At 71.1% G+C, this 18,726-nt stretch carries 14 protein-coding genes and 2 pseudogenes; 7 read left to right on the forward strand and 9 right to left on the reverse strand.

Annotation, left to right across the window (positions count from 1 at the left end; genetic code table 11):
- Nucleotides 1-341 precede the first annotated feature (341 nt).
- Complete coding sequence (locus ACZ5TL_RS34805) at nucleotides 342-1,394, forward strand: endonuclease/exonuclease/phosphatase family protein (protein WP_468594781.1); 1,053 nt, start codon at nucleotides 342-344, stop codon at nucleotides 1,392-1,394.
- 136 nt (nucleotides 1,395-1,530) lie between these two features.
- Nucleotides 1,531-2,748, forward strand: coding sequence for an MFS transporter (locus ACZ5TL_RS34810; RefSeq protein ID WP_468594782.1), 1,218 nt, complete (start codon nucleotides 1,531-1,533; stop codon nucleotides 2,746-2,748).
- A 175-nt stretch (nucleotides 2,749-2,923) separates the two neighbouring features.
- Here the strand turns inward: ACZ5TL_RS34810 and ACZ5TL_RS34815 are convergent.
- The 5 genes and pseudogenes from ACZ5TL_RS34815 to ACZ5TL_RS34835 form a co-directional block, all read right to left on the reverse strand.
- Nucleotides 2,924-3,199, reverse strand: a pseudogene (locus ACZ5TL_RS34815) (HAD hydrolase-like protein); the annotation flags it as partial.
- Nucleotides 3,200-3,215: 16 nt separating this feature from the next.
- Entirely contained in the window at nucleotides 3,216-3,608 is a 393-nt protein-coding gene (locus ACZ5TL_RS34820) for a VOC family protein (protein WP_468594783.1), read from the reverse strand.
- A 160-nt stretch (nucleotides 3,609-3,768) separates the two neighbouring features.
- Complete coding sequence (locus ACZ5TL_RS34825; protein WP_468594784.1) at nucleotides 3,769-5,523, reverse strand: NAD+ synthase; 1,755 nt, start codon at nucleotides 5,521-5,523, stop codon at nucleotides 3,769-3,771.
- A gap of 150 nt (nucleotides 5,524-5,673) precedes the next feature.
- On the reverse strand, nucleotides 5,674-6,294 hold the full coding sequence (locus tag ACZ5TL_RS34830) for a DUF305 domain-containing protein (RefSeq protein ID WP_468594785.1): 621 nt from the start codon (nucleotides 6,292-6,294) through the stop codon (nucleotides 5,674-5,676).
- On the reverse strand, nucleotides 6,291-6,956 hold the full coding sequence (locus ACZ5TL_RS34835; protein WP_468594786.1) for a DUF3105 domain-containing protein: 666 nt from the start codon (nucleotides 6,954-6,956) through the stop codon (nucleotides 6,291-6,293). The genes ACZ5TL_RS34830 and ACZ5TL_RS34835 overlap by 4 nt, the downstream gene beginning before the upstream one ends.
- Nucleotides 6,957-7,151: 195 nt before the next feature.
- On the opposite strand from ACZ5TL_RS34835, the pseudogene ACZ5TL_RS34840 reads away from it, so the two are divergent.
- Nucleotides 7,152-7,337: pseudogene (locus ACZ5TL_RS34840) on the forward strand (transcriptional regulator); the annotation flags it as partial.
- 174 nt (nucleotides 7,338-7,511) lie between these two features.
- On the forward strand, nucleotides 7,512-8,873 hold the full coding sequence (gene glnA, locus ACZ5TL_RS34845; protein WP_086560677.1) for a type I glutamate--ammonia ligase: 1,362 nt from the start codon (nucleotides 7,512-7,514) through the stop codon (nucleotides 8,871-8,873).
- Nucleotides 8,874-8,955: 82 nt separating this feature from the next.
- On the opposite strand, the gene ACZ5TL_RS34850 is transcribed toward glnA, so the two are convergent.
- Together ACZ5TL_RS34850 and ACZ5TL_RS34855 are read right to left on the reverse strand one after the other, a co-directional pair.
- Entirely contained in the window at nucleotides 8,956-9,582 is a 627-nt protein-coding gene (locus tag ACZ5TL_RS34850; RefSeq protein ID WP_468594787.1) for a glyoxalase, read from the reverse strand.
- A 275-nt stretch (nucleotides 9,583-9,857) separates the two neighbouring features.
- Nucleotides 9,858-10,304 (reverse strand): VOC family protein, encoded by a 447-nt coding sequence (locus tag ACZ5TL_RS34855; protein ID WP_468594788.1) that lies wholly within the window; start codon nucleotides 10,302-10,304, stop codon nucleotides 9,858-9,860.
- 284 nt (nucleotides 10,305-10,588) lie between these two features.
- Here ACZ5TL_RS34855 and ACZ5TL_RS34860 point away from each other — a divergent pair, with 284 nt between their 5' ends.
- Nucleotides 10,589-13,597, forward strand: a complete 3,009-nt coding sequence (locus tag ACZ5TL_RS34860; protein WP_468594789.1) for a bifunctional [glutamine synthetase] adenylyltransferase/[glutamine synthetase]-adenylyl-L-tyrosine phosphorylase — start codon at nucleotides 10,589-10,591, stop codon at nucleotides 13,595-13,597.
- Here the strand turns inward: ACZ5TL_RS34860 and ACZ5TL_RS34865 are convergent.
- Entirely contained in the window at nucleotides 13,594-14,739 is a 1,146-nt protein-coding gene (locus tag ACZ5TL_RS34865; RefSeq protein WP_468594790.1) for a phosphatase PAP2 family protein, read from the reverse strand. The two genes, ACZ5TL_RS34860 and ACZ5TL_RS34865, sit on opposite strands and share 4 nt — an antisense overlap.
- A 93-nt stretch (nucleotides 14,740-14,832) precedes the next feature.
- Nucleotides 14,833-15,867 carry a LacI family DNA-binding transcriptional regulator gene (locus ACZ5TL_RS34870; RefSeq protein WP_468594791.1) on the reverse strand — a complete coding sequence of 345 codons (1,035 nt, stop codon included), beginning with the start codon at nucleotides 15,865-15,867 and terminating at the stop codon, nucleotides 14,833-14,835.
- Between the two features lie 433 nt (nucleotides 15,868-16,300).
- Between ACZ5TL_RS34870 and ACZ5TL_RS34875 the strand changes: the two genes are divergently transcribed.
- Both ACZ5TL_RS34875 and ACZ5TL_RS34880 read left to right on the forward strand, forming a co-directional pair.
- Entirely contained in the window at nucleotides 16,301-17,569 is a 1,269-nt protein-coding gene (locus ACZ5TL_RS34875) for an extracellular solute-binding protein (protein WP_468594792.1), read from the forward strand.
- Between the two features lie 152 nt (nucleotides 17,570-17,721).
- Nucleotides 17,722-18,726, forward strand: a complete 1,005-nt coding sequence (locus ACZ5TL_RS34880; RefSeq protein WP_468594793.1) for a carbohydrate ABC transporter permease — start codon at nucleotides 17,722-17,724, stop codon at nucleotides 18,724-18,726.

Below are 18,726 nucleotides of genomic sequence, written 5' to 3' on the forward strand. Positions count from 1 at the left end.
CTCCTAACACGTCATCTCGAGGCGCCCTGACGGCGTCCCCGGACCACGTCCATGGTGGCACCTCGTGTCATCGAGGGCTAGGGGAGCCCCTGTGAGTTCCCCCCGGGGGCCCGTAAGTGAGTACTGCGCAGGAGCTGTCAGTTCGGTTTCCCGCAGGCCCCAGTGTGCGCGTTTCGTCACAGAGCGCGCTTTCGGCGGGCGTGACCGGAACTCGCCGCGGGGGCTCGAACGTCCTCGCCCCCGTACGGCCGTCGAGGGACGGCTGGAACGGAACGGATCATCCCCTAGGGTCGTAACGGCACGGGGGCGATGGTGTGCACGGCGGGCAGTGAGGCGACGGTATGGCGCAGCAGGCGTACATGACGGAGACGGAAAACAGCGGCTCGGGGCCCGAGCGGCGGGGAACCCGGCTTCGGCGCCTGCTGGACCGGCTGGTGGGCCCCTGGCGGGGCGACCCACGGATCTGGCGGCGCGGGCTCATCGTGGCCGCGTGCGCGGTGCTGTTGGCCGTGGTCATGCTGCTGCACGCGCAGATCCCGAACGCCGTCGGCAACCTGGGCAGCCTCGTCGAGACGTTCCTGCCCTGGCTGGGACTGCTCATCCCGGTACTGCTCCTGGTCGCCGCTGTCCGCAAGTCCGCGACCGCGCTGATCGCGGTGGTGCTGCCGTCCGTCGCCTGGCTGAACCTCTTCGGCGGCCAGCTCAGCGACAAGACCGCCACCGGCGGGGACCTCACCGTGGTCACCCACAACGTCAACGCCGACAACCCGGACCCGTCCGGCACCGCCCGTGACGTGGCCGCCTCCGGCGCGGACGTGGTGGCCCTGGAGGAGCTGACACCGGCCGCGGTCCCGACGTACGAGAGGGCGCTGGCGTCGACGTACCGCTACCACTCGGTGCAGGGCACGGTCGGGGTGTGGAGCAAGTACCCGCTGACCGGCGTGCGGGACGTCGACATCGACCTGGGCTGGACGCGGGCGATGCGCGCCACCGTGACCGCCCCGGCCGGTCAGGTCGCGGTCTACGTCGCCCACCTGCCCTCGGTGCGCGTGAAGATGGAGGCCGGGTTCACGGCCCGGCAGCGCGACCGGAGCGCCGACTACCTGGGCGAGGCCATCGCCCGCGAACCGCTGCGGAACGTGGTGCTGCTCGGCGACCTGAACGGCACCATGAACGACCGCGCGCTCAACGCCGTCACCTCCCAGATGCGCTCCACGCAGGGCGCGGCCGGAAGCGGCTTCGGCTTCAGCTGGCCGGCCGCGTTCCCCATGGCGCGCATCGACCAGATCATGGTCCGGGGCCTGGAGCCGGAGAGCTCGTGGACGCTCCCGCAGACCGGAAGCGACCATCTGCCGATCGCGGCCCGTGTGAAGGTCACCACAACTGCGTCTTGAGAACCGCAGGTCAGGGCGTTCTCGGCTGAGACCGGCAGCCGGGGCTTCACTTCGCGGAATAGTGCGCCTGCGAGACTTTGTTCCGTACTTGAACATAAGACGTACGGATCTCCAAGCAAGTCTCGAAAGGTTCTTCATGCCCCTGGCCCTGCTCGCCCTCGCCGTGGGTGCCTTCGGCATCGGCACCACCGAGTTCGTGATGATGGGGCTGCTGCCCGATGTCGCGGACGACCTGAACATCTCGATACCCAGCGCCGGCCACCTGGTGTCGGCGTACGCGCTGGGCGTCGTCATCGGCGCCCCACTGCTGGCCGCGGTCACCGCCAAGATGTCCCGCCGGACGGTCCTGATCGGCCTGATGGGGCTGTTCGTGGTGGGCAACGCCCTGTCGGCCCTCGCGCCCGACAACGGCTGGCTGCTGGCCGCCCGCTTCCTGAGCGGACTGCCGCACGGCGCCTTCTTCGGCGTGGGCGCCGTCGTGGCGACCGGCATGGTCGCCCCCGAACGCAAGGCACGCTCGGTGTCGCTGATGTTCCTCGGCCTGACGGTCGCGAACGTCGCGGGCGTGCCGGTCGCGACCCTCATGGGTCAGCACCTCGGCTGGCGGGCGACCTTCCTCGGTGTCAGCGCCATCGGCCTGGCGGCGATCGCCGCGCTCGCGTTCCTCATCCCGCACGACCACCAGCACGCCACCGCCCAGGGTCTGCGCGGCGAACTCGCCGCCCTGCGCTCCGTCCCGGTCTGGCTGTCGCTCGGCACCACCGTCGCGGGCTTCGGGGCCCTCTTCGCGGCCTACAGCTACATCACGCCGATGCTCACGGACGCCGCAGGCTACGCCGGCGCCAGCGTCACCCTGCTCCTGGCGCTGTTCGGCGTCGGCGCCACCGCCGGCAACCTGCTCGGCGGCCGCCTGGCCGACCACTCCCTGCGGGGCACGCTGTTCGGCGGTCTGATCTCGCTGGTGGCGGTGCTGGCCCTGTTCCCGCTCCTGATGCGCACGGAACTCACCGCCGCCGTCGCCGTGGCCCTGCTCGGCATGGCCGCCTTCACGACCGGCTCCCCGCTGCAGCTGATGGTCATGGAGAAGGCATCCTCGGCCCCGTCCCTCGCCTCCTCGGCCAACCAGGCCGCCTTCAACCTGGCCAACGCCGGCGGCGCCTGGATCGGCGGTCTCGCCCTGGTGGCGGGCTTCGGAGTCACCTCCCCGGCCCTCGCCGGCGCGGCCCTGGCCGTGCTCGGCCTGGGCGTGGCGGCCCTGGCCACCGCGGTGGACCGGCGCCGGGCTCCGGTCGCCGGGCGCGAGCGGGTCGTGGCGAGCCATGTCCCGCGGGAGGCGGAAGCGGTGCACCACTGACAGCCGGTGCCGTGCCTCGGACGGCAGCCCGCGGGGATGACCCGGGGGCTGCCGTTGTCGCTTCGCGGCAGCGGCCGTGCGGAGCAGCCCGCCCACCTCACGGATGCGGCCCTTCTCGAACCCGGCCTCGGCGGCCAGCCGCTCCACGCTCAGAGCGCGCGGCGGAACAGCACGCTCAGCCATGGCCAGGCCCTCCTCCACGGAGGCCTGACGCTTCCTGACCGTCTGTCAGGGTGCGGATCAGGTGATCGAGTTCGTCGACCCGCCCGTCGAAGTCGTCGGAGCCCGCGGGCGGATCCCCGACCGGCCGGCGGACGTGGGCGGTCCGCATGCCGACCGCCTGTGCGCCGCGCAGGTCCGAGGCGTGGGCCGCCACCCTCAGCACCCGTTCCGGCGGGCATCCGGCACTGTCCAGGGCGAGCCGGTGGACCTCCGGCGCCGGTTTGCGGGCCGGGCGCGGCCGTCGGCTACTGCGGCTCGGTCGCGATCTGGATCAGGTTGCCGCAGGTGTCGTCGAAGACGGCGGTGGTGACGGGGCCCATTTCCTGGGGCTCCTGGGTGAAGCGGACGCCGAGGCCGCGCAGGCGTTCGTACTCCGCCCGCACGTCGTCGACGGCGAACTGGGCGAGCGGGATGCCGTCGCCGACGAGCGTGTCGCGGTAGGTCCTGACGATCGGGTGGCCGACGGGCTCCAGCAGGAGTTCGGTGCCGCCGGGCTCCTCGGGTGAGACGACGGTCAGCCACCGGTCCTTCTCGCCGACCGGCACGTCGTGCTTCTTCACAAAGCCGAGGACCTCGGTGTAGAAGCGGAGGGCCTTGGCCTGGTCCTCGACGAAGACGCTGGTCAGATGGATCTTCATGGCGTGCTCTCTTCCGGTCGGGAGGGCTCGGGCGCCGGCCGGCGCCCGGCGGTCTGCCGGAGCGCGGCCGGGTTCAGCTCGTGGAACGTGCAGCAACCCTCCCGCCGGGTCCCGAGGGCGGCCTCCCGGCATCTCGCCGTGCTGGAGGCCGCCGGGCTCGTCAGAGCGACTCCCGCCATCCGTTCGTGATCGGCAGCCGCCGGTCCTTCCCGAAGCCCTTCGCCGAGATCTTGGTCCCCGGCGGGTACTGCCGCCGCTTGTACTCGGCCGTGTCGACCATGCGCAGGGTCTTCGCGACCAGTTCCGGGTCGAACCCGGCCGCCACGATCTCGTCCGCGCCCCGGTCCCGGTCGACGTACAGCTCCAGGATCGCGTCCAGCACCGGGTAGTCCGGCAGCGAGTCCGTGTCGACCTGGCCCGGGCGGAGTTCCGCGCTCGGCGGCTTGGTGAGGGAGTTCTCCGGGATCGGCGGGGTCTGGCCGCGCTCCCGGGCGGCCCGGTTGCGCCACTCGGCCAGGCGGAAGACCGACGTCTTGTAGACGTCCTTGATCGGGCCGTACGCGCCGACCGAGTCGCCGTAGAGCGTGGAGTAGCCGACCGCCAGCTCCGACTTGTTGCCGGGCGCCAGGACGATGTGGCCCTCCTGGTTGGAGATGGACATCAGCAGCGTGCCGCGCAGGCGGGACTGCAGGTTCTCCTCCGCCAGCCCCGTCAGGCCCAGTGAGTCCATGTACGCGTCGAACATCGGCTCGATGGCGACCGTGCGGTAGTTCAGGCCCGTGCGGCGGGCCATTTCCGCCGCGTCGTCCTTCGAGTGGTCCGAGGAGTACTTCGACGGCATCGACACGCCGTACACGTTCCGCGCGCCCACCGCGTCGCACGCGATCGCCGCGACCAGCGACGAGTCGATGCCGCCCGACAGGCCGATCAGGACCGACGTGAAGCCGTTCTTCGCGACGTACGCCCGCAGGCCCACGACCAGCGCCGAGTAGACCTCCTCGTCGTCGTCCAGACGGTCCGCGTAGCCGCCCGTGAGGTCCGGCTCGTACGGGGACAGCGGCTCCTCCGAGAGCACCACGCGGTCGATGCGCAGGCCGTCGTCGACCACCCCCTCCGGGGCGTCCGGGGCCGCCGCCGGCAGGTCCAGGTCCAGCACCACGCAGCCCTCCGAGAACTGCGGCGCCCGCGCCACGACCTCGCCGTCCTTGTCGACCACGATCGAGTCGCCGTCGAACACCAGCTCGTCCTGGCCGCCGATCATGGCCAGGTACGCCGTGGTGCACCCGGCCTCCTGGGCGCGCTTGCGGACCAGCTCCAGGCGCGTGTCGTCCTTGTTGCGCTCGTAGGGGGAGGCGTTGATCGAGACCAGCAGGCCCGCCCGCGCCGAACGGGCGGCGGGGACGCGGCCGCCGTCCTGCCAGAGGTCCTCGCAGATGGCCAGGGCGACATCCACGCCGTGGACGCGCAGGACCGGCATGCTGTCGCCGGGCACGAAGTAGCGGAACTCGTCGAAGACGCCGTAGTTCGGCAGGTGGTGCTTGGCGAAGTTCAGGGCCACCTCGCCGCCGTACAGCACCGCCCCCGCGTTCTGCGGGGCGCCGGCCGGCTGGCCGTACTTCGGCTGGGCGCTCTCACTGCGGTCGAGGTAGCCGACGATCACCGGCAGGTCTCCGAAGCCCTCCTCGGCCAGGCGGGCGGCGAGCGAGCGCAGCGCCGCGCGCGAGGCCTCCACGAAGGACGACCTGAGGGCCAGGTCCTCGACGGGATACCCGGTCAGCACCATCTCCGGGAACGCCACGAGGTGCGCTCCCTGCTCGGCGGAGTGCCGGGTCCAGCGGACGACCGACTCGGAGTTCCCGGCGAGATCGCCGACGCTCGAGTCGATCTGGTTCAGGGCGAGACGTAGTTGAGGCACGGGGTCAGTGTAATCGTCAGAGCGACGCAATGGGGTGGTGTGGGTCACCCACCCCACCCCGGTCAGCGGCGCCGCGCTCTGCCCGGGCCAGGAAGACCCAAGGAGCCGCAGGGCAGGGCGGGCGTTGTGAGGCAAAGGACCCCTTATGCCCTACGCGGGCGGTGCGGCACCGCGGGCCTTGAGCATGTCCGTCATCAGCGCGATCTCCGACCGCTGCGCGTCCACCATGCCCTGCGCGAGCCGCTTCTCCACGCCCACCGTGCACTGGTCGACACAGCCCTGGGCCATGTGGACGCCGCCCTGGTGGTGGTCCGTCATCAGCTGGAGGAAGAAGATCTCCGCCTTCTTCCCGCTGAGCTCGCCGAGCTTCTTCATCTCGGTGTTGGTCGCCATGCCCGGCATCAGCGCGCCGTCCTTGCCGGAGGCCATGTCGCCCATGTCCATCCACGTCATCGGCGGCTCCGAGGACACCTTGGGCAGGCCCCACAGGTCGAGCCAGCCGAGCATCATGCCGCGCTGGTTGGCCTGCGTCTGCGCGATGTCGTAGGCGAGGCGCCGTACCTCCTCGTCCTCGGTGCGGTCGCGCACGATGTACGACATCTCCACGGCCTGCTGGTGGTGCACGGCCATGTCGCGTGCGAACCCGGCGTCCGCGGACTCGGCGGAGGGGGTGGTGCCGCCGCCGTCGTCGCCGGCGACGGCGTACGTGATCGCGCCGGCCGCGACCAGCGCCGCCGCCGCGGCCCCGGCGATCAGACCGACGTGCCTCACTGCGACAGCCCGTTCGTGCAGGCGGCGCCCGGCTCGGGGGTCTGCTCGCCCTGGACGAACTTCTCGAAGAACTTGTCCACGTCCGGGTCCTCCGCGCCCGTCACCGTGCGCTGGTGTCCCCACGCCGAGAGCATGATCGGGTCCTTCTGGCCGTCCACCGGGCTCATCAGCGTGTACGGCGTCTTCTTCACCTTCGCCGCGAGCGCGTCCACGTCGGCCTTCTTCGCGGCGGCGTTGTACGTCACCCACACCGCGCCGTGCTCCAGTGAGTGCACGGCGTTGGTGTTGTCGATCGCCTTGGTGTAGACGTCGCCGTTGCAGTTCATCCAGACCGGGTTGTGGTCACCGCCGACCGGCGGCTGGGAGGCGTACTTCACGGCCTTGGTGACGTGGTTGCGGGCCAGCTTCCCCTCCCAGGTCTTCACGCCGTCCTCGCCGGTGACGAACTTGCCCGTGCCCGAGGAGTCGCTCGCCACGGAGCCACTGCCCTTGTCGTCCTGGGACCGCACGAGCACGACACCGCCGACGACCAGACCACCGACGACCACGGCGCTGGCCGCGATGGTGAGGATCCGGTTGCGGCGCTCACGGGCCTGCTCGGCGCGACGCATCTCCTCTATTCGCGCCTTGCGGTCCGTGCTGCTCTTCTTGGCGGAGCCCATGAGGTGTCCTTCGTGGGATAAGTGACGGTCGGGTGGGCTGAGCGTAATGGGGGAGACGGGGCGCCCCGTAGGGCGGCCGCCGGATTGGGCTGAATCGATACGGCAACGACAGCTGCCCGACAGCTTCGCGGGGGCCGGCGGGCCGGCCGGGGCCCGGTCGTGTGGACCTGCATTCCCATTATCTCCGCTGCGAGCATGTGGCTGCTGCGCTCCACCGACCTGGCCCTGCGGGTCCTGATGCGGCTCGCCGTCGCGGGCGCGTCGAGTCCGACGACCCGGGAGGTCGCGTACGGCATGGACATGGCGTACACCCCCCTGGCGAAGGTCGTCGCCGAACTCCAGCACATGGGCCGTTACGGATGCGGGGGCGAGCAGGCACTATGGGCGGAAGAGCAGTTCACCCGCCCCGTGCGAAGTGTTCGGACCCGTACCGGCCGGGCGATCATGGTCCGCAACGCGTACGAAATGGTGGTGTGGTGGGATGCTCAGGTGCCCGACCGCCTCCCGTGGTACGGAAGACAGGCGGCCTGACCAGCAAGGATGGGGAAGCGGAAGATGGACAAGCAGCAGGAGTTCGTGCTCCGGACGTTGGAGGAGCGCGACATCCGGTTCGTACGCCTGTGGTTCACGGACGTCCTGGGCTTCCTCAAGTCCGTCGCCGTGGCCCCGGCCGAGCTGGAGCAGGCCTTCGACGAGGGCATCGGGTTCGACGGCTCGGCCATCGAGGGCTTCGCCCGGGTCTACGAATCCGACATGATCGCCAAGCCGGATCCGTCGACCTTCCAGATCCTGCCCTGGCGCGCGGAGGCCCCGGGCACGGCCCGCATGTTCTGCGACATCCTCATGCCGGACGGCTCCCCGTCCTTCGCCGACCCGCGCTACGTGCTCAAGCGCTCCCTGGCCCGCGCCTCCGACCTGGGCTTCACCTTCTACACCCACCCGGAGATCGAGTTCTTCCTGCTGAAGGACCGGCCTCTGGACGGCAGCCGCCCGACGCCCGCCGACAACTCCGGCTACTTCGACCACACCCCGACCAACGTCGGCATGGACTTCCGCCGCCAGGCGATCACCATGCTGGAGTCGATGGGCATCTCGGTCGAGTTCTCCCACCACGAGGGCGCGCCGGGCCAGCAGGAGATCGACCTGCGCTACGCCGACGCGCTCTCCACGGCCGACAACGTCATGACCTTCCGCCTGGTCATGAAGCAGGTGGCGCTGGAGCAGGGTGTCCAGGCGACGTTCATGCCGAAGCCGTTCTCCGAGCACCCCGGCAGCGGCATGCACACCCACCTCTCCCTCTTCGAGGGCGACCGCAACGCCTTCTACGAGTCGGGCTCGGAGTACCAGCTCTCCAAGGTGGGCCGCTCCTTCATCGCGGGCCTGCTGCGGCACGCCGCGGAGATCTCCGCCGTCACCAACCAGTGGGTCAACTCCTACAAGCGCATCTGGGGCGGCGCGGAGCGCACGGCGGGCGCGGGCGGCGAGGCCCCCTCGTACATCTGCTGGGGCCACAACAACCGCTCGGCGCTGGTCCGCGTCCCCATGTACAAGCCCGGCAAGACGGGCTCGGCCCGCGTCGAGGTCCGCTCCCTGGACTCCGGTGCGAACCCGTACCTGTCCTACGCCGTCCTCCTCGCCGCCGGCCTGAAGGGCATCGAGGAGGGCTACGAGCTCCCGCCGGGCGCCGAGGACGACGTCTGGGCCCTCTCCGACGCGGAGCGCCGCGCGATGGGCATCGAGCCGTTGCCGCAGAACCTGGGCGAGGCCCTCACCCTGATGGAACGCAGCGACCTCGTCGCCGAGACCCTGGGCGAGCACGTCTTCGACTTCTTCCTGCGCAACAAGAAGTCCGAGTGGGAGGAGTACCGCAGCGAGGTGACGGCCTTCGAGCTGCGGAAGAGTCTGCCGGTGCTGTAGGCGCGGGCCGGAGCGGTCGCCCGCCGGCCGGTGAGGGGGGCGCCCGCTCCCCTCACCCCCCCGCGCATCCCGGCCCCGCCGGTCACAACGACGCGGGCTGCGACGCCGTCGTCCACGCGAACCCGTCCGGGTCGGTGAACGGCCCGGCGTCGCTGCCGATCACGAGCCGGTGCGACCCCGTGCCGTCGGCGGGGACGCCGGCGACCTTGGCCAGCCCGCGGCGCTTGTACAGCGCCAGCTTGACGGGCCCCTGGCCGGTCGCGAACTCGACGTACTTGCTGCCGAAGCTCTTCGCCACGGCCAGGCCGTGCTCGACGTAGAACTGCTTGCTGGCCCTGACGTCCTCGACGCCGAGCAGGAGCACGAGATCGTCGGCCTTCCCGGTCGCCCGGCCGGTGTTCTTCTTCGACGACGAGGCGACCTGCCAGATCGTCCCGTCCGGGGCCTGTACGACGCCCCCGTAGCCCCAGAGCGACTTGGCGGCGGGCTTCAGCGTCGTCGCACCGGCCCGCACGGCCGCGTCGACGAGGGCGTCGACATCGGCCGGCTGGGAGACCACGAGCGACAGCGTGAAACCACGGAAGCCGGTCGTCGGGGCCTTTGAGGCCCGCAGGCGCAGCTGACTGCCGAGGTCGAAGGCGGTGGAGTAGAAGCGGTCGGCGGCGGTGGGGTCGGCCACCTCGAGGGTGACGCACTCGATGGAAGTCATGGCAGTGACGCTAGGGGGCTTCTGATGGATCTCCGCGGCGTCGCGACGCCCGGCACGCTCCCCCAAGCTCTTCGAGCAGGGGGGACCCCCATTCGCCGCACCGGACAAAAGGCCTGGTAGCTCCGCTACAAGGCCTTCCGCCCGGCACGCCGAGAGCACGCACCGAACGCCGCTCCTTCTTCCACGGAGATCCATCAGAAGCCCCCTAGCCGCGGACCGGGACCCGGGCTTCTCGAATCCTGACCGGTGTCGAGGCCCGGCCGCCGCCCTCGCCGTCAGCCCTGCTGCCGCTTCGGATTCGCCAGCACCTCGTGCAGCGGCTCCGTGGCGCGCCTGCGGTACTCCTGCACCGCCCAGCCGTTCCCGTCCGGGTCCTGGAAGTGCATGAAGGTGGCGCCGTCGTCGGGGGCGTACCGGACCGGCTCCGAGACGTCGAGGCCGCGGGCGACCAGCTCCGCGTGGGCCGCCTCGATGTCGGCCACGCACAGTTGCAGACCCTGGTAGGAGCCCGGGGCCGGGGTGGGGCCGGGGGTCATCTCCCAGATCGACGGGCCCAGGGCGATCGAGCAGCCGGACCCCGGAGGCGTCAGCTGGACGATCCGCATGCCGGGCATGACCTCCTGGTCGATGTCGACGTGGAAACCGACCTTGTCCCGGTAGAAGTCCCGGGCCCGGTCGATGTCGGTCACGGGCAGCGGGATGACCTCGAGAGTGATGTCCATGGCGAGACTCCTTCGTCCGGCGTCATGACGAACCGCCACCTCGTACGGCTGAACGGCTCCCCCTCACCGAAGCCGAAAACGGTGCGCGGCGCCACCAAGTATCGGCCGCGTGGCCCGCGCCGGGGCGGAAGGACAGCCACCCTCTGCTCTCCCTGACGCAGAGCCGTCCGCCTGCCGAACTCGTCGGCGCCCGCCCGGCCCACTCCGGTTAGGCTCAAAGCCATACGACCTTGATCCGATGCGAGTCGGATGCAAGTCCGAGGAACAGTGCGAGGGAGGCCCGGATGACGGCGGCGCCGGGGCGCAGGAGCAGTACCTTCACACGGCTGCTGCGGCACGGCTTCACCGACGCCTCCGCCGCCGAACGCCTCCTGGACAGCGAGGAACTCGTCCCGCTGCGCGACGACCCCGTCCTGCTGGACGCGCTGGGCGCCACCGCGGACCCCGATCTCGCGCTGCTCGGCCTGGTCCGGCTGCTGGAGGCCCAGCCGCACCCCGGAGCTCGCCAGGAACTGCTCGACACGCTGATCGCGGCCAAACCCCTGCGCGACCGGCTCCTCGGCGTACTCGGCGCCTCCACGGCCCTCGCCGACCACCTCATCCGCCACCCGGACGACTGGCAGGCGCTCGTCACCTACGAGGCGCGGGACCTCCACCCGGGGGTGGAGGAGTTCGAGGCCGGTCTCGCGGAGGCCACCGACCCCGTCTCCCTGCGCGTCGCCTACCGGCGCTGCCTGCTGTCCATCGCCGCCCGCGACGTGTGCGGCACCACCGGCGTCGCCGAGTCCGCCGCCGAGCTCGCCGACCTCGCCACCGCCACCCTGCGCGCCGCCCTCGGCCTGGCCAGGGCGGCCGCGCCCGAGGACGACGCCCTGTGCCGGCTCGCCGTCATCGCGATGGGCAAGTGCGGCGGCCACGAGCTGAACTACGTCTCCGACGTGGACGTCATCTTCGTGGGGGAGGCCACCGAGGGCACCGACGAGACCAAGGCCGTGCGGGCCGCGACCCGGCTCGCCTCGCACATGGTGCGGATCTGCTCGGAGACCACCGTCGAGGGCTCCATCTGGCCCGTCGACGCCAACCTGCGCCCCGAGGGCCGCAACGGCCCCCTCGTGCGGACCCTCTCCAGCCACCTCGCCTACTACCAGCGCTGGGCCAAGACCTGGGAGTTCCAGGCGCTGCTCAAGGCCCGCCCGGTGGCCGGCGACCTCGACCTCGGCGAGGAGTACGTCGCCGCCGTCCAGCCCCTGGTGTGGAAGGCCGCCGAGCGCGAGAACTTCGTCCCGGACGTGCAGAAGATGCGCCGCCGGGTCGTGGAGAACATCCCCCTCGCCGAGGTCGACCGCCAGCTCAAGCTGGGCCCGGGCGGCCTGAGGGACGTCGAGTTCGCCGTGCAGCTCCTCCAGCTGGTGCACGGCCGCACCGACACCTCCCTGCGCAGCGGCACGACCCTGGACGCGCTGAGGGCCCTCGCCGCCGGCGGCTACGTCGGCCGGGCCGACGCCGCCCAGCTCGACGAGGCGTACCGCTTCCTGCGCTCCCTGGAGCACCGCATCCAGCTGTTCCGGCTCCGGCGGACCCACCTCGTCCCGGAGGACGAGGCCGAGCTGCGCCGCATCGGCCGCTCCCTCGGCCTGCGCGCCGACCCGGTCGCCGACCTGCACCGCGAGTGGCGGCGGCACGCCACGGCCGTACGCCGGCTGCACGAGAAGCTTTTCTACCGGCCACTGCTCGACGCGGTCGCGCAGCTCGCCCCCGGCGAGGCCCGGCTGAGCACCGAGGCGGCCCACGAACGCATGGTCGCCCTCGGCTACGCCGACCCGGCCTCCGCCCTGCGTCACCTGGAGGCGCTGGCCTCCGGCGTCACCCGCAAGGCCGCCATCCAGCGCACCCTGCTGCCCGTCCTGCTCGGCTGGTTCGCCGACTCCGCCGACCCGGACGCGGGCCTGCTCAACTTCCGCAAGGTGTCCGACGCGCTCGGCAAGACCCCCTGGTACCTGCGGCTGCTCAGGGACGAGGGCGCCGCCGCGCAGAACCTCGCCCGTGTGCTGTCCGCCGGCCGGCTCGCGCCCGACCTGCTCATGCGCGCCCCGGAGGCGGTCGCCCTGCTCGGCGACGGGGACGGCGGAGGGCTGGATCCCCGGAGCCGCGCCCACCTGGAGCAGGAGATACTCGCCGCGGTGAAGCGGGCCGACGGCGCCGCCCAGGCCGTCACGGCCGCGCGGGGCGTCCGCCGCCGCGAGCTGTTCCGTACGGCCGCCGCCGACATCGTCGGCTCCTACGGCACCGAGGAGCAGCCCGCCGAGGCCGACCAGGGCGCCCTGGTCGACCGGGTCGGGGGCGCGGTCTCGGACCTGACCGCCGCGACCCTCGCCGGCACGCTCCGGGCGGTCGTCCGGGAGGGATGGGGCGACAGCCTGCCCACCCGGTTCGCGATCATCGGCATGGGCCGCTTCGGCGGCCACGAACTGGGCTACGGCTCCGACGCGGACGTGCTGTTCGTGCACGAGCCGCGCGACGGCGTCGACGAGCGGGAGGCCTCCCAGGCCGCCAGCAAGGTCGTCTCCGAGATGAGCCGCCTGCTCCAGATCCCCAGCGCCGACCCGCCCCTGCTCATCGACGCCGACCTGCGCCCGGAGGGCAGGTCCGGGCCGCTCGTGCGGACCCTCACGTCGTACGCGGCGTACTACCGCAGGTGGTCCCTGACCTGGGAGTCGCACGCGCTGCTGCGGGCCGAGCCCGTAGCCGGCGACGAGGACCTGGGCCGCCGCTTCATCGAGCTGATCGACCCGCTGCGCTACCCGGCCGACGGACTCGGCGACGAGGCCGTCCGCGAGATCCGGCGGCTGAAGGCCCGCATGGAGTCCGAGCGGCTGCCGCGCGGCGCCGACCCCAAGCTGCACGCCAAGCTGGGGCCGGGCGGCCTGTCCGACGTCGAGTGGACCGTGCAGCTGCTGCAACTGCGCCACGGCTCGCAGGAGCCGAGCCTGCGCACCACCCGCACCCGGGAGGCCCTGGCCGCCGCGCGCACGGCCGGGCTCATCACCGTGGAGGACGCCGAGATCCTCGACGAGGCCTGGGTCCTCGCGACCCGCGTCCGCAACGCGGTGATGCTGGTACGCGGCCGGGCCGCCGACACGTTCCCCTCGGACCCGCGCGAACTGGCCGCCGTGGGACGGTATCTGGGCTACGGCCCGGGCCACGTCGGCGACATGCTCGACGGATACCGGCGCACGGCACGCCGGGCCCGGGGCGTGGTGGAGGAGCTGTTCTACGGGGCGGCCGAGCGTTAGCGAGGGCCGCCCGGCCCGGGCCGGGGACGGCCGGTCGGTTCGCGGGTGACGGTGACGGCTGGAGCACGCGCGGGATCGAGGTCCATGACCCGGCCCTCGGCCCGTGCCACCGCTCTGCCCGGCTCCACGGGCCTGCCCGGCCCCCGGGACCCGTCCGGCTCCACGGGCCTGCCCGGATCCACGGCCCCGCCCGGATCCACGGATTCGTCCTGCTCCACGGGCCTGCCCGGATCCACGGATCCGTCCTGCTCCACGGACCCGCCGCCCGGCCCCCGGGACCCGCCCGGCCGCCGCCCCGGCCTCGGCACCACGCTCGGCACCACGCTCGGCACCCTCGGCAACGCGTACGGTTGCCTCCCGTACCAGACACGCGCCACCGCGAAGCCGAACGCCAGGCACAGCAGGCCACCGACCGCGTCCAGCCAGAAGTGATTGGCCGTGGCGACGATGACCACCAGCGTCAGCGCCGGGTACAGCAGGCCCAGCACCCGCACCCAGGGGATCGTCGCCAGGGCGAAGATCGTCAGGCCGCACCACACGGACCAGCCGATGTGCATCGACGGCATCGCGGCGTACTGGTTGGACATGTGTTTCAGGTCGCCGGACGCCATCGAACCCCAGGTCTGGTGGACCATGACGGTGTCGATGAAGCCGCCGCCGTTCATCAGCCGCGGGGGTGCCAGCGGATACAGGTAGTAACCGGCCAGGGCGACTGCGGTGGTCGCGAACAGCACCAGGCGGGTGGCCGCGTAGCGGCCGGGATGGCGACGGTACAGCCACACCAGCACACCCAGCGTGACCACGAAGTGCAGCGTCGCGTAGTAGTAGTTCATGCCGATGATGAGCCAAGTCGCCGAGTTGACGGCGTGGTTGACGGTCTCCTCGACGGCGATGCCCAGCTGGTGCTCGGCCTTCCAGATCCAGTCGGCGTTGCGCAGCGCCTCGGCCTTCTGCTCGGGCACGGCGTTGCGTACGAGCGAGTACGTCCAGTAACTCACCGCGATCAGCAGGATCTCGAACCAGAACCGGGGCCGGCGCGGGGTGCGCAGCCGGTACAGCGGACCCGGCCCGGTCTCGGCCGTGGCGGGGTGCGGAAGGGACGTTTTCCGCCCTTCCAGCGTCGTCACGGTCGTCTCACCCATAGGCACAGAGTTTGCCAGAAAAGGACTTCCCCACCGATCATCCCGCGACCCGGTCCGGGCCGCATGTTCTCCGGCGGATTCAGGCCGCGGACCTCAGGAGCGACCGCGTTCCCCGGGGGCCGAGGCGGTCGAGCCGCGCACCACCAGCTCCGGCATGAACACGAACTCGCTGTGGGGTGCGGGCGTCCCGCCGATCTCCTCCAGCAGCGCGCGCACGGCCGCCTGCCCCATCGCGGGGACCGGCTTGCGGATCGTGGTCAGCGGCGGGTCGGTGAAGGCAATCAGCGGGGAGTCGTCGAAGCCGACCACGGAGATCTCCTTCGGCACCCCCAGGCCCCGTTGCCGCGCCGCCCTGATCGCGCCCAGGGCCATCATGTCGCTGGCGCACACCAGGGCCGTGCAGTCGCGCTCCATCAGTGCCGTGGCGGCGGCCTGCCCGCCCTCCAGGGTGTAGAGGGAGTGCTGTACCAACTCCGCCTCCACGGTCTCGGCGCCCAGGCCCAACTGGTCCTGCATCGTGCGCACGAACCCCTCGATCTTGCGCTGCACCGGCACGAACCGCTTCGGCCCGAGGGCCAGGCCGATCCGCGTGTGCCCCAGGGACACCAGGTGCGTCACCGCCAGGCTCATCGCCGCGCGGTCGTCGGGGGAGATGAACGGCGCCTGCACCTTCGGCGAGAAACCGTCCACCAGCACGTAGGGCACGCCCTGCGCGCGCAGCCGGTCGTAGCGCTGCATGTCGGCGGTGGTGTCCGCGTGCAGCCCGGAGACGTAGATGATGCCGGCGACGCCGCGGTCCACGAGCATCTCCGTGAGCTCGTCCTCGGTCGAGCCGCCCGGCGTCTGGGTGGCCAGCACCGGCGTGTAGCCCTGCCGCGTCAGCGCCTGGCCGATGACCTGGGCCAGGGCGGGGAAGATCGGGTTCTCCAGCTCCGGGGTGATCAGGCCCACCAGGCCCTCGCTGCGCTGGCGCAGACGCACCGGGCGTTCGTAGCCGAGCACGTCGAGCGCGGCCAGCACGGACTGGCGGGTGGTGGCGGCGACGCCCGGCTTCCCGTTGAGGACGCGGCTGACGGTCGCTTCGCTCACCCCCGCCTGCGCGGCGATGTCGGCAAGCCGTGTGGTCACAGGACCGGACTGTAGCGGCCGGGATTCTGCTTGCACACCGACGGGACGCCTGGTGCGCGCCGTCGCGCGGCCCGCTGCGGGTTGGTGGGTCATCGCGGTCCCCAAAAAGGTCGTGGTCGGCGTCCGGTCCGCAACGGATGATTCCCCTGACGGAAACGGATAGCAAGTGCTTGCAGAGTCTTGCACAGCTGTCCGACTCCCTGTCGAACAGCCGGAAGTCCGGGCTTCAGGGGGTCGAGGGAGGTCACGGCCGGATAACCATCCACACCTCTTGCGTCATCTCTTGCATCTTTTTGCTGCAAGGTCTTTCGCGACGCGTTACGGCGCCGTTAATGTCACCGACGCCCGGCCTCCCCCACCGCCTCAACGGCGCGGGGCGCCTCATCGGCGTAGTCGGCAGCACGGAACGGGCTTTCACCCTCAAGGAGAACTCATGCGGCGTGGCATAGCGGCCACCGCGCTGGTGGCGTCCCTCGCCCTGGCGGCGACGGCGTGCGGCGGAAGCGACAGCGGTGACGAGGCCGACGGCCCGGTCACCATCACCTGGTGGGACACCTCCAACGCGACCAACGAGGCGCCGACGTACCAGGCCCTGGTCAAGGAGTTCGAGGCCGTCAACAAGGACGTCAAGGTCAACTACGTCAACGTCCCCTTCGACCAGGCGCAGAACAAGTTCGACACCGCCGCCGGTTCCAAGGGCGCCCCCGACGTGCTGCGCTCCGAGGTCGGCTGGACCCCCGCCTTCGCCAAGAAGGGCTTCTTCGCGCCCCTGGACGGCACCGAGGCCCTCGCCGAGCAGGACAAGTTCCAGCCCAGCCTGATCGAGCAGGCGAAGTACGAGGGCAAGACCTACGGCGTCCCCTTCACCACGGACACCCTCGCCCTCGTCTACAACAAGGCCCTGTTCGAGAAGGCCGGCGTAGAGGCCCCCAAAACCTGGGACGACCTGAAGAAGGCCGCCGCCACCATCAAGGACAAGACCGGCGTCGACGGCTACTGGGGCTCCACCCAGGGCTACTACGCCCAGTCCTTCCTCTACGGCGAGGGCACCGACACCGTCGACGTCGACGCCAAGAAGATCACCGTCGCCTCGCCCGAGGCCAAGAAGGCCTACGGCACCTGGCAGAGCCTGTTCAAGGGCAAGGGCCTGCACAAGGCCGACACCACCGCCGACGCCTACGCCCACATCCAGGAGGCGTTCGTCAGCGGCAAGGTCGCCTCGATCGTCCAGGGCCCGTGGGAGATCACGAACTTCTACAAGGGCACGGCGTTCAAGGACAAGAACAACCTCGGCATCGCCACCGTCCCGGCCGGCTCCACCGGCAAGGCGGGCGCCCCCACCGGCGGGCACAACCTCTCCGTGTACGCGGGCTCGGACAAGGCCCACCAGGAGGCCTCGCTGAAGTTCGTGAAGTTCATGACCTCGGCGAAGGCCCAGGAGACCATCGCGCTGAAGAACTCCACGCTCCCCACGCGCGAGGACGCCTACACCGACGAGGTCAAGGCCGACCCGGGCATCGCCGGCTACCAGGGCGTGCTGTCCGCCGCCCAGCCGCGCCCGGCCCTGCCCGAGTACAGCTCCCTCTGGAGCCCGCTGGACGACGAGCTGATCAAGATCGCGGGCGGCAAGGTGTCCCTCGACAAGGGCATCGGCAACGCCGAGACCGCCATCGCCAAGCTGGTGCCGGACTACAGCAAGTGACCGCCGCGTGGCCGCCGGATCCCCCTGTCATGGGGAAGGGGATCCGGCGGCCACCGGCCCGCGCCCGGAACCGGTCAGCCTCCTCCGACCTCCCTTCGGGCTCCATCCGAAACTCCATCCGAACTCCTTGAACCTCCAGAAGGTGCCGAACCATGACAGTCGCCATCGACCGAGCGACCGGCAAGCGGCGCGGTGAGCGGGAACCGCGACCCGGACCGGTCCAGCGGCTGAAGAACGGCCTCCACAAGCACTGGTACGCCTACGCGATGATCGCCCCGGTGGCGGTCGTCCTCGGGGTCCTCGTGCTGTACCCGCTGGCGTACGGCCTGTACCTCACCCTCACCGACGCCACCAGCCTCAACACCGCCCGCACGATCGGCGCCAACCACATCGACGCCACGTACCAGTTCATCGGCCTGGACAACTACGCCGACATCCTGTGGGGCCCGACGGCGTACGACCGCTTCTGGTCGCACGTCCTGTGGACGGTCTTCTGGACGGCGGCCTGCGTCGCCCTGCACTACGGCATCGGTCTCGGCCTCGCCCTGCTGCTCAACGAGAAGCTGCGCGGCCGCACCTTCTACCGGATGATCCTGGTGCTGCCCTGGGCGGTGCCGACCTTCGTCACCGTGTTCGGCTGGCGGTTCATGCTCGCCGACGGCGGCATCATCAACTCCGGCCTGGACTTCCTCCACCTGCCGACGCCGCTGTGGCTGGAGGACACCTTCTGGCAGCGCTTCTCCGCGATCATGGTCAACACCTGGTGCGGTGTGCCGTTCATGATGGTCTCGCTCCTCGGCGGCCTGCAGTCGATCGACGCGAGCCTGTACGAGGCCTCCGAGATGGACGGCGCCGGCGCCTGGCAGCGCTTCCGGTACGTCACCCTGCCCGGCCTCAGGTCCGTCAGCACCACGGTCGTCCTGCTCGGCGTGATCTGGACGTTCAACCAGTTCGCCATCATCTTCCTGCTGTTCGGCAACACCGCCCCGGACGCCCAGATCCTCGTGACCTGGGCCTACCAGCTGGGCTTCGGACAGCAGCCGCGCGACTACGCCCAGTCCGCCGCCTACGGGATCCTGCTCCTGTCCATCCTGATCGTCTTCACCTCCTTCTACCGCCGCTGGCTGAACCGCAACGAGCAGCAGCTCGCGATCTGA

Source organism: Streptomyces sp. NPDC033136, assembly GCF_055578235.1.

Bases quoted from the DNA above. Each gene is read 5' to 3' on its own strand.
- ACZ5TL_RS34850 (WP_468594787.1), bottom strand. From the start codon at position 9,582: ATGACTTCCATCGAGTGCGTCACCCTCGAGGTGGCCGACCCCACCGCC.
- ACZ5TL_RS34865 (WP_468594790.1), bottom strand. From the start codon at position 14,739: ATGGGTGAGACGACCGTGACGACGCTGGAAGGGCGGAAAACGTCCCTT.
- ACZ5TL_RS34860 (WP_468594789.1), top strand. From the start codon at position 10,589: ATGACGGCGGCGCCGGGGCGCAGGAGCAGTACCTTCACACGGCTGCTG.
- ACZ5TL_RS34835 (WP_468594786.1), bottom strand. From the start codon at position 6,956: ATGGGCTCCGCCAAGAAGAGCAGCACGGACCGCAAGGCGCGAATAGAG.
- ACZ5TL_RS34855 (WP_468594788.1), bottom strand. From the start codon at position 10,304: ATGGACATCACTCTCGAGGTCATCCCGCTGCCCGTGACCGACATCGAC.
- glnA (WP_086560677.1), top strand. From the start codon at position 7,512: ATGGACAAGCAGCAGGAGTTCGTGCTCCGGACGTTGGAGGAGCGCGAC.
- ACZ5TL_RS34810 (WP_468594782.1), top strand. From the start codon at position 1,531: ATGCCCCTGGCCCTGCTCGCCCTCGCCGTGGGTGCCTTCGGCATCGGC.
- ACZ5TL_RS34880 (WP_468594793.1), top strand. From the start codon at position 17,722: ATGACAGTCGCCATCGACCGAGCGACCGGCAAGCGGCGCGGTGAGCGG.
- ACZ5TL_RS34820 (WP_468594783.1), bottom strand. From the start codon at position 3,608: ATGAAGATCCATCTGACCAGCGTCTTCGTCGAGGACCAGGCCAAGGCC.
- ACZ5TL_RS34805 (WP_468594781.1), top strand. From the start codon at position 342: ATGGCGCAGCAGGCGTACATGACGGAGACGGAAAACAGCGGCTCGGGG.
- ACZ5TL_RS34875 (WP_468594792.1), top strand. From the start codon at position 16,301: ATGCGGCGTGGCATAGCGGCCACCGCGCTGGTGGCGTCCCTCGCCCTG.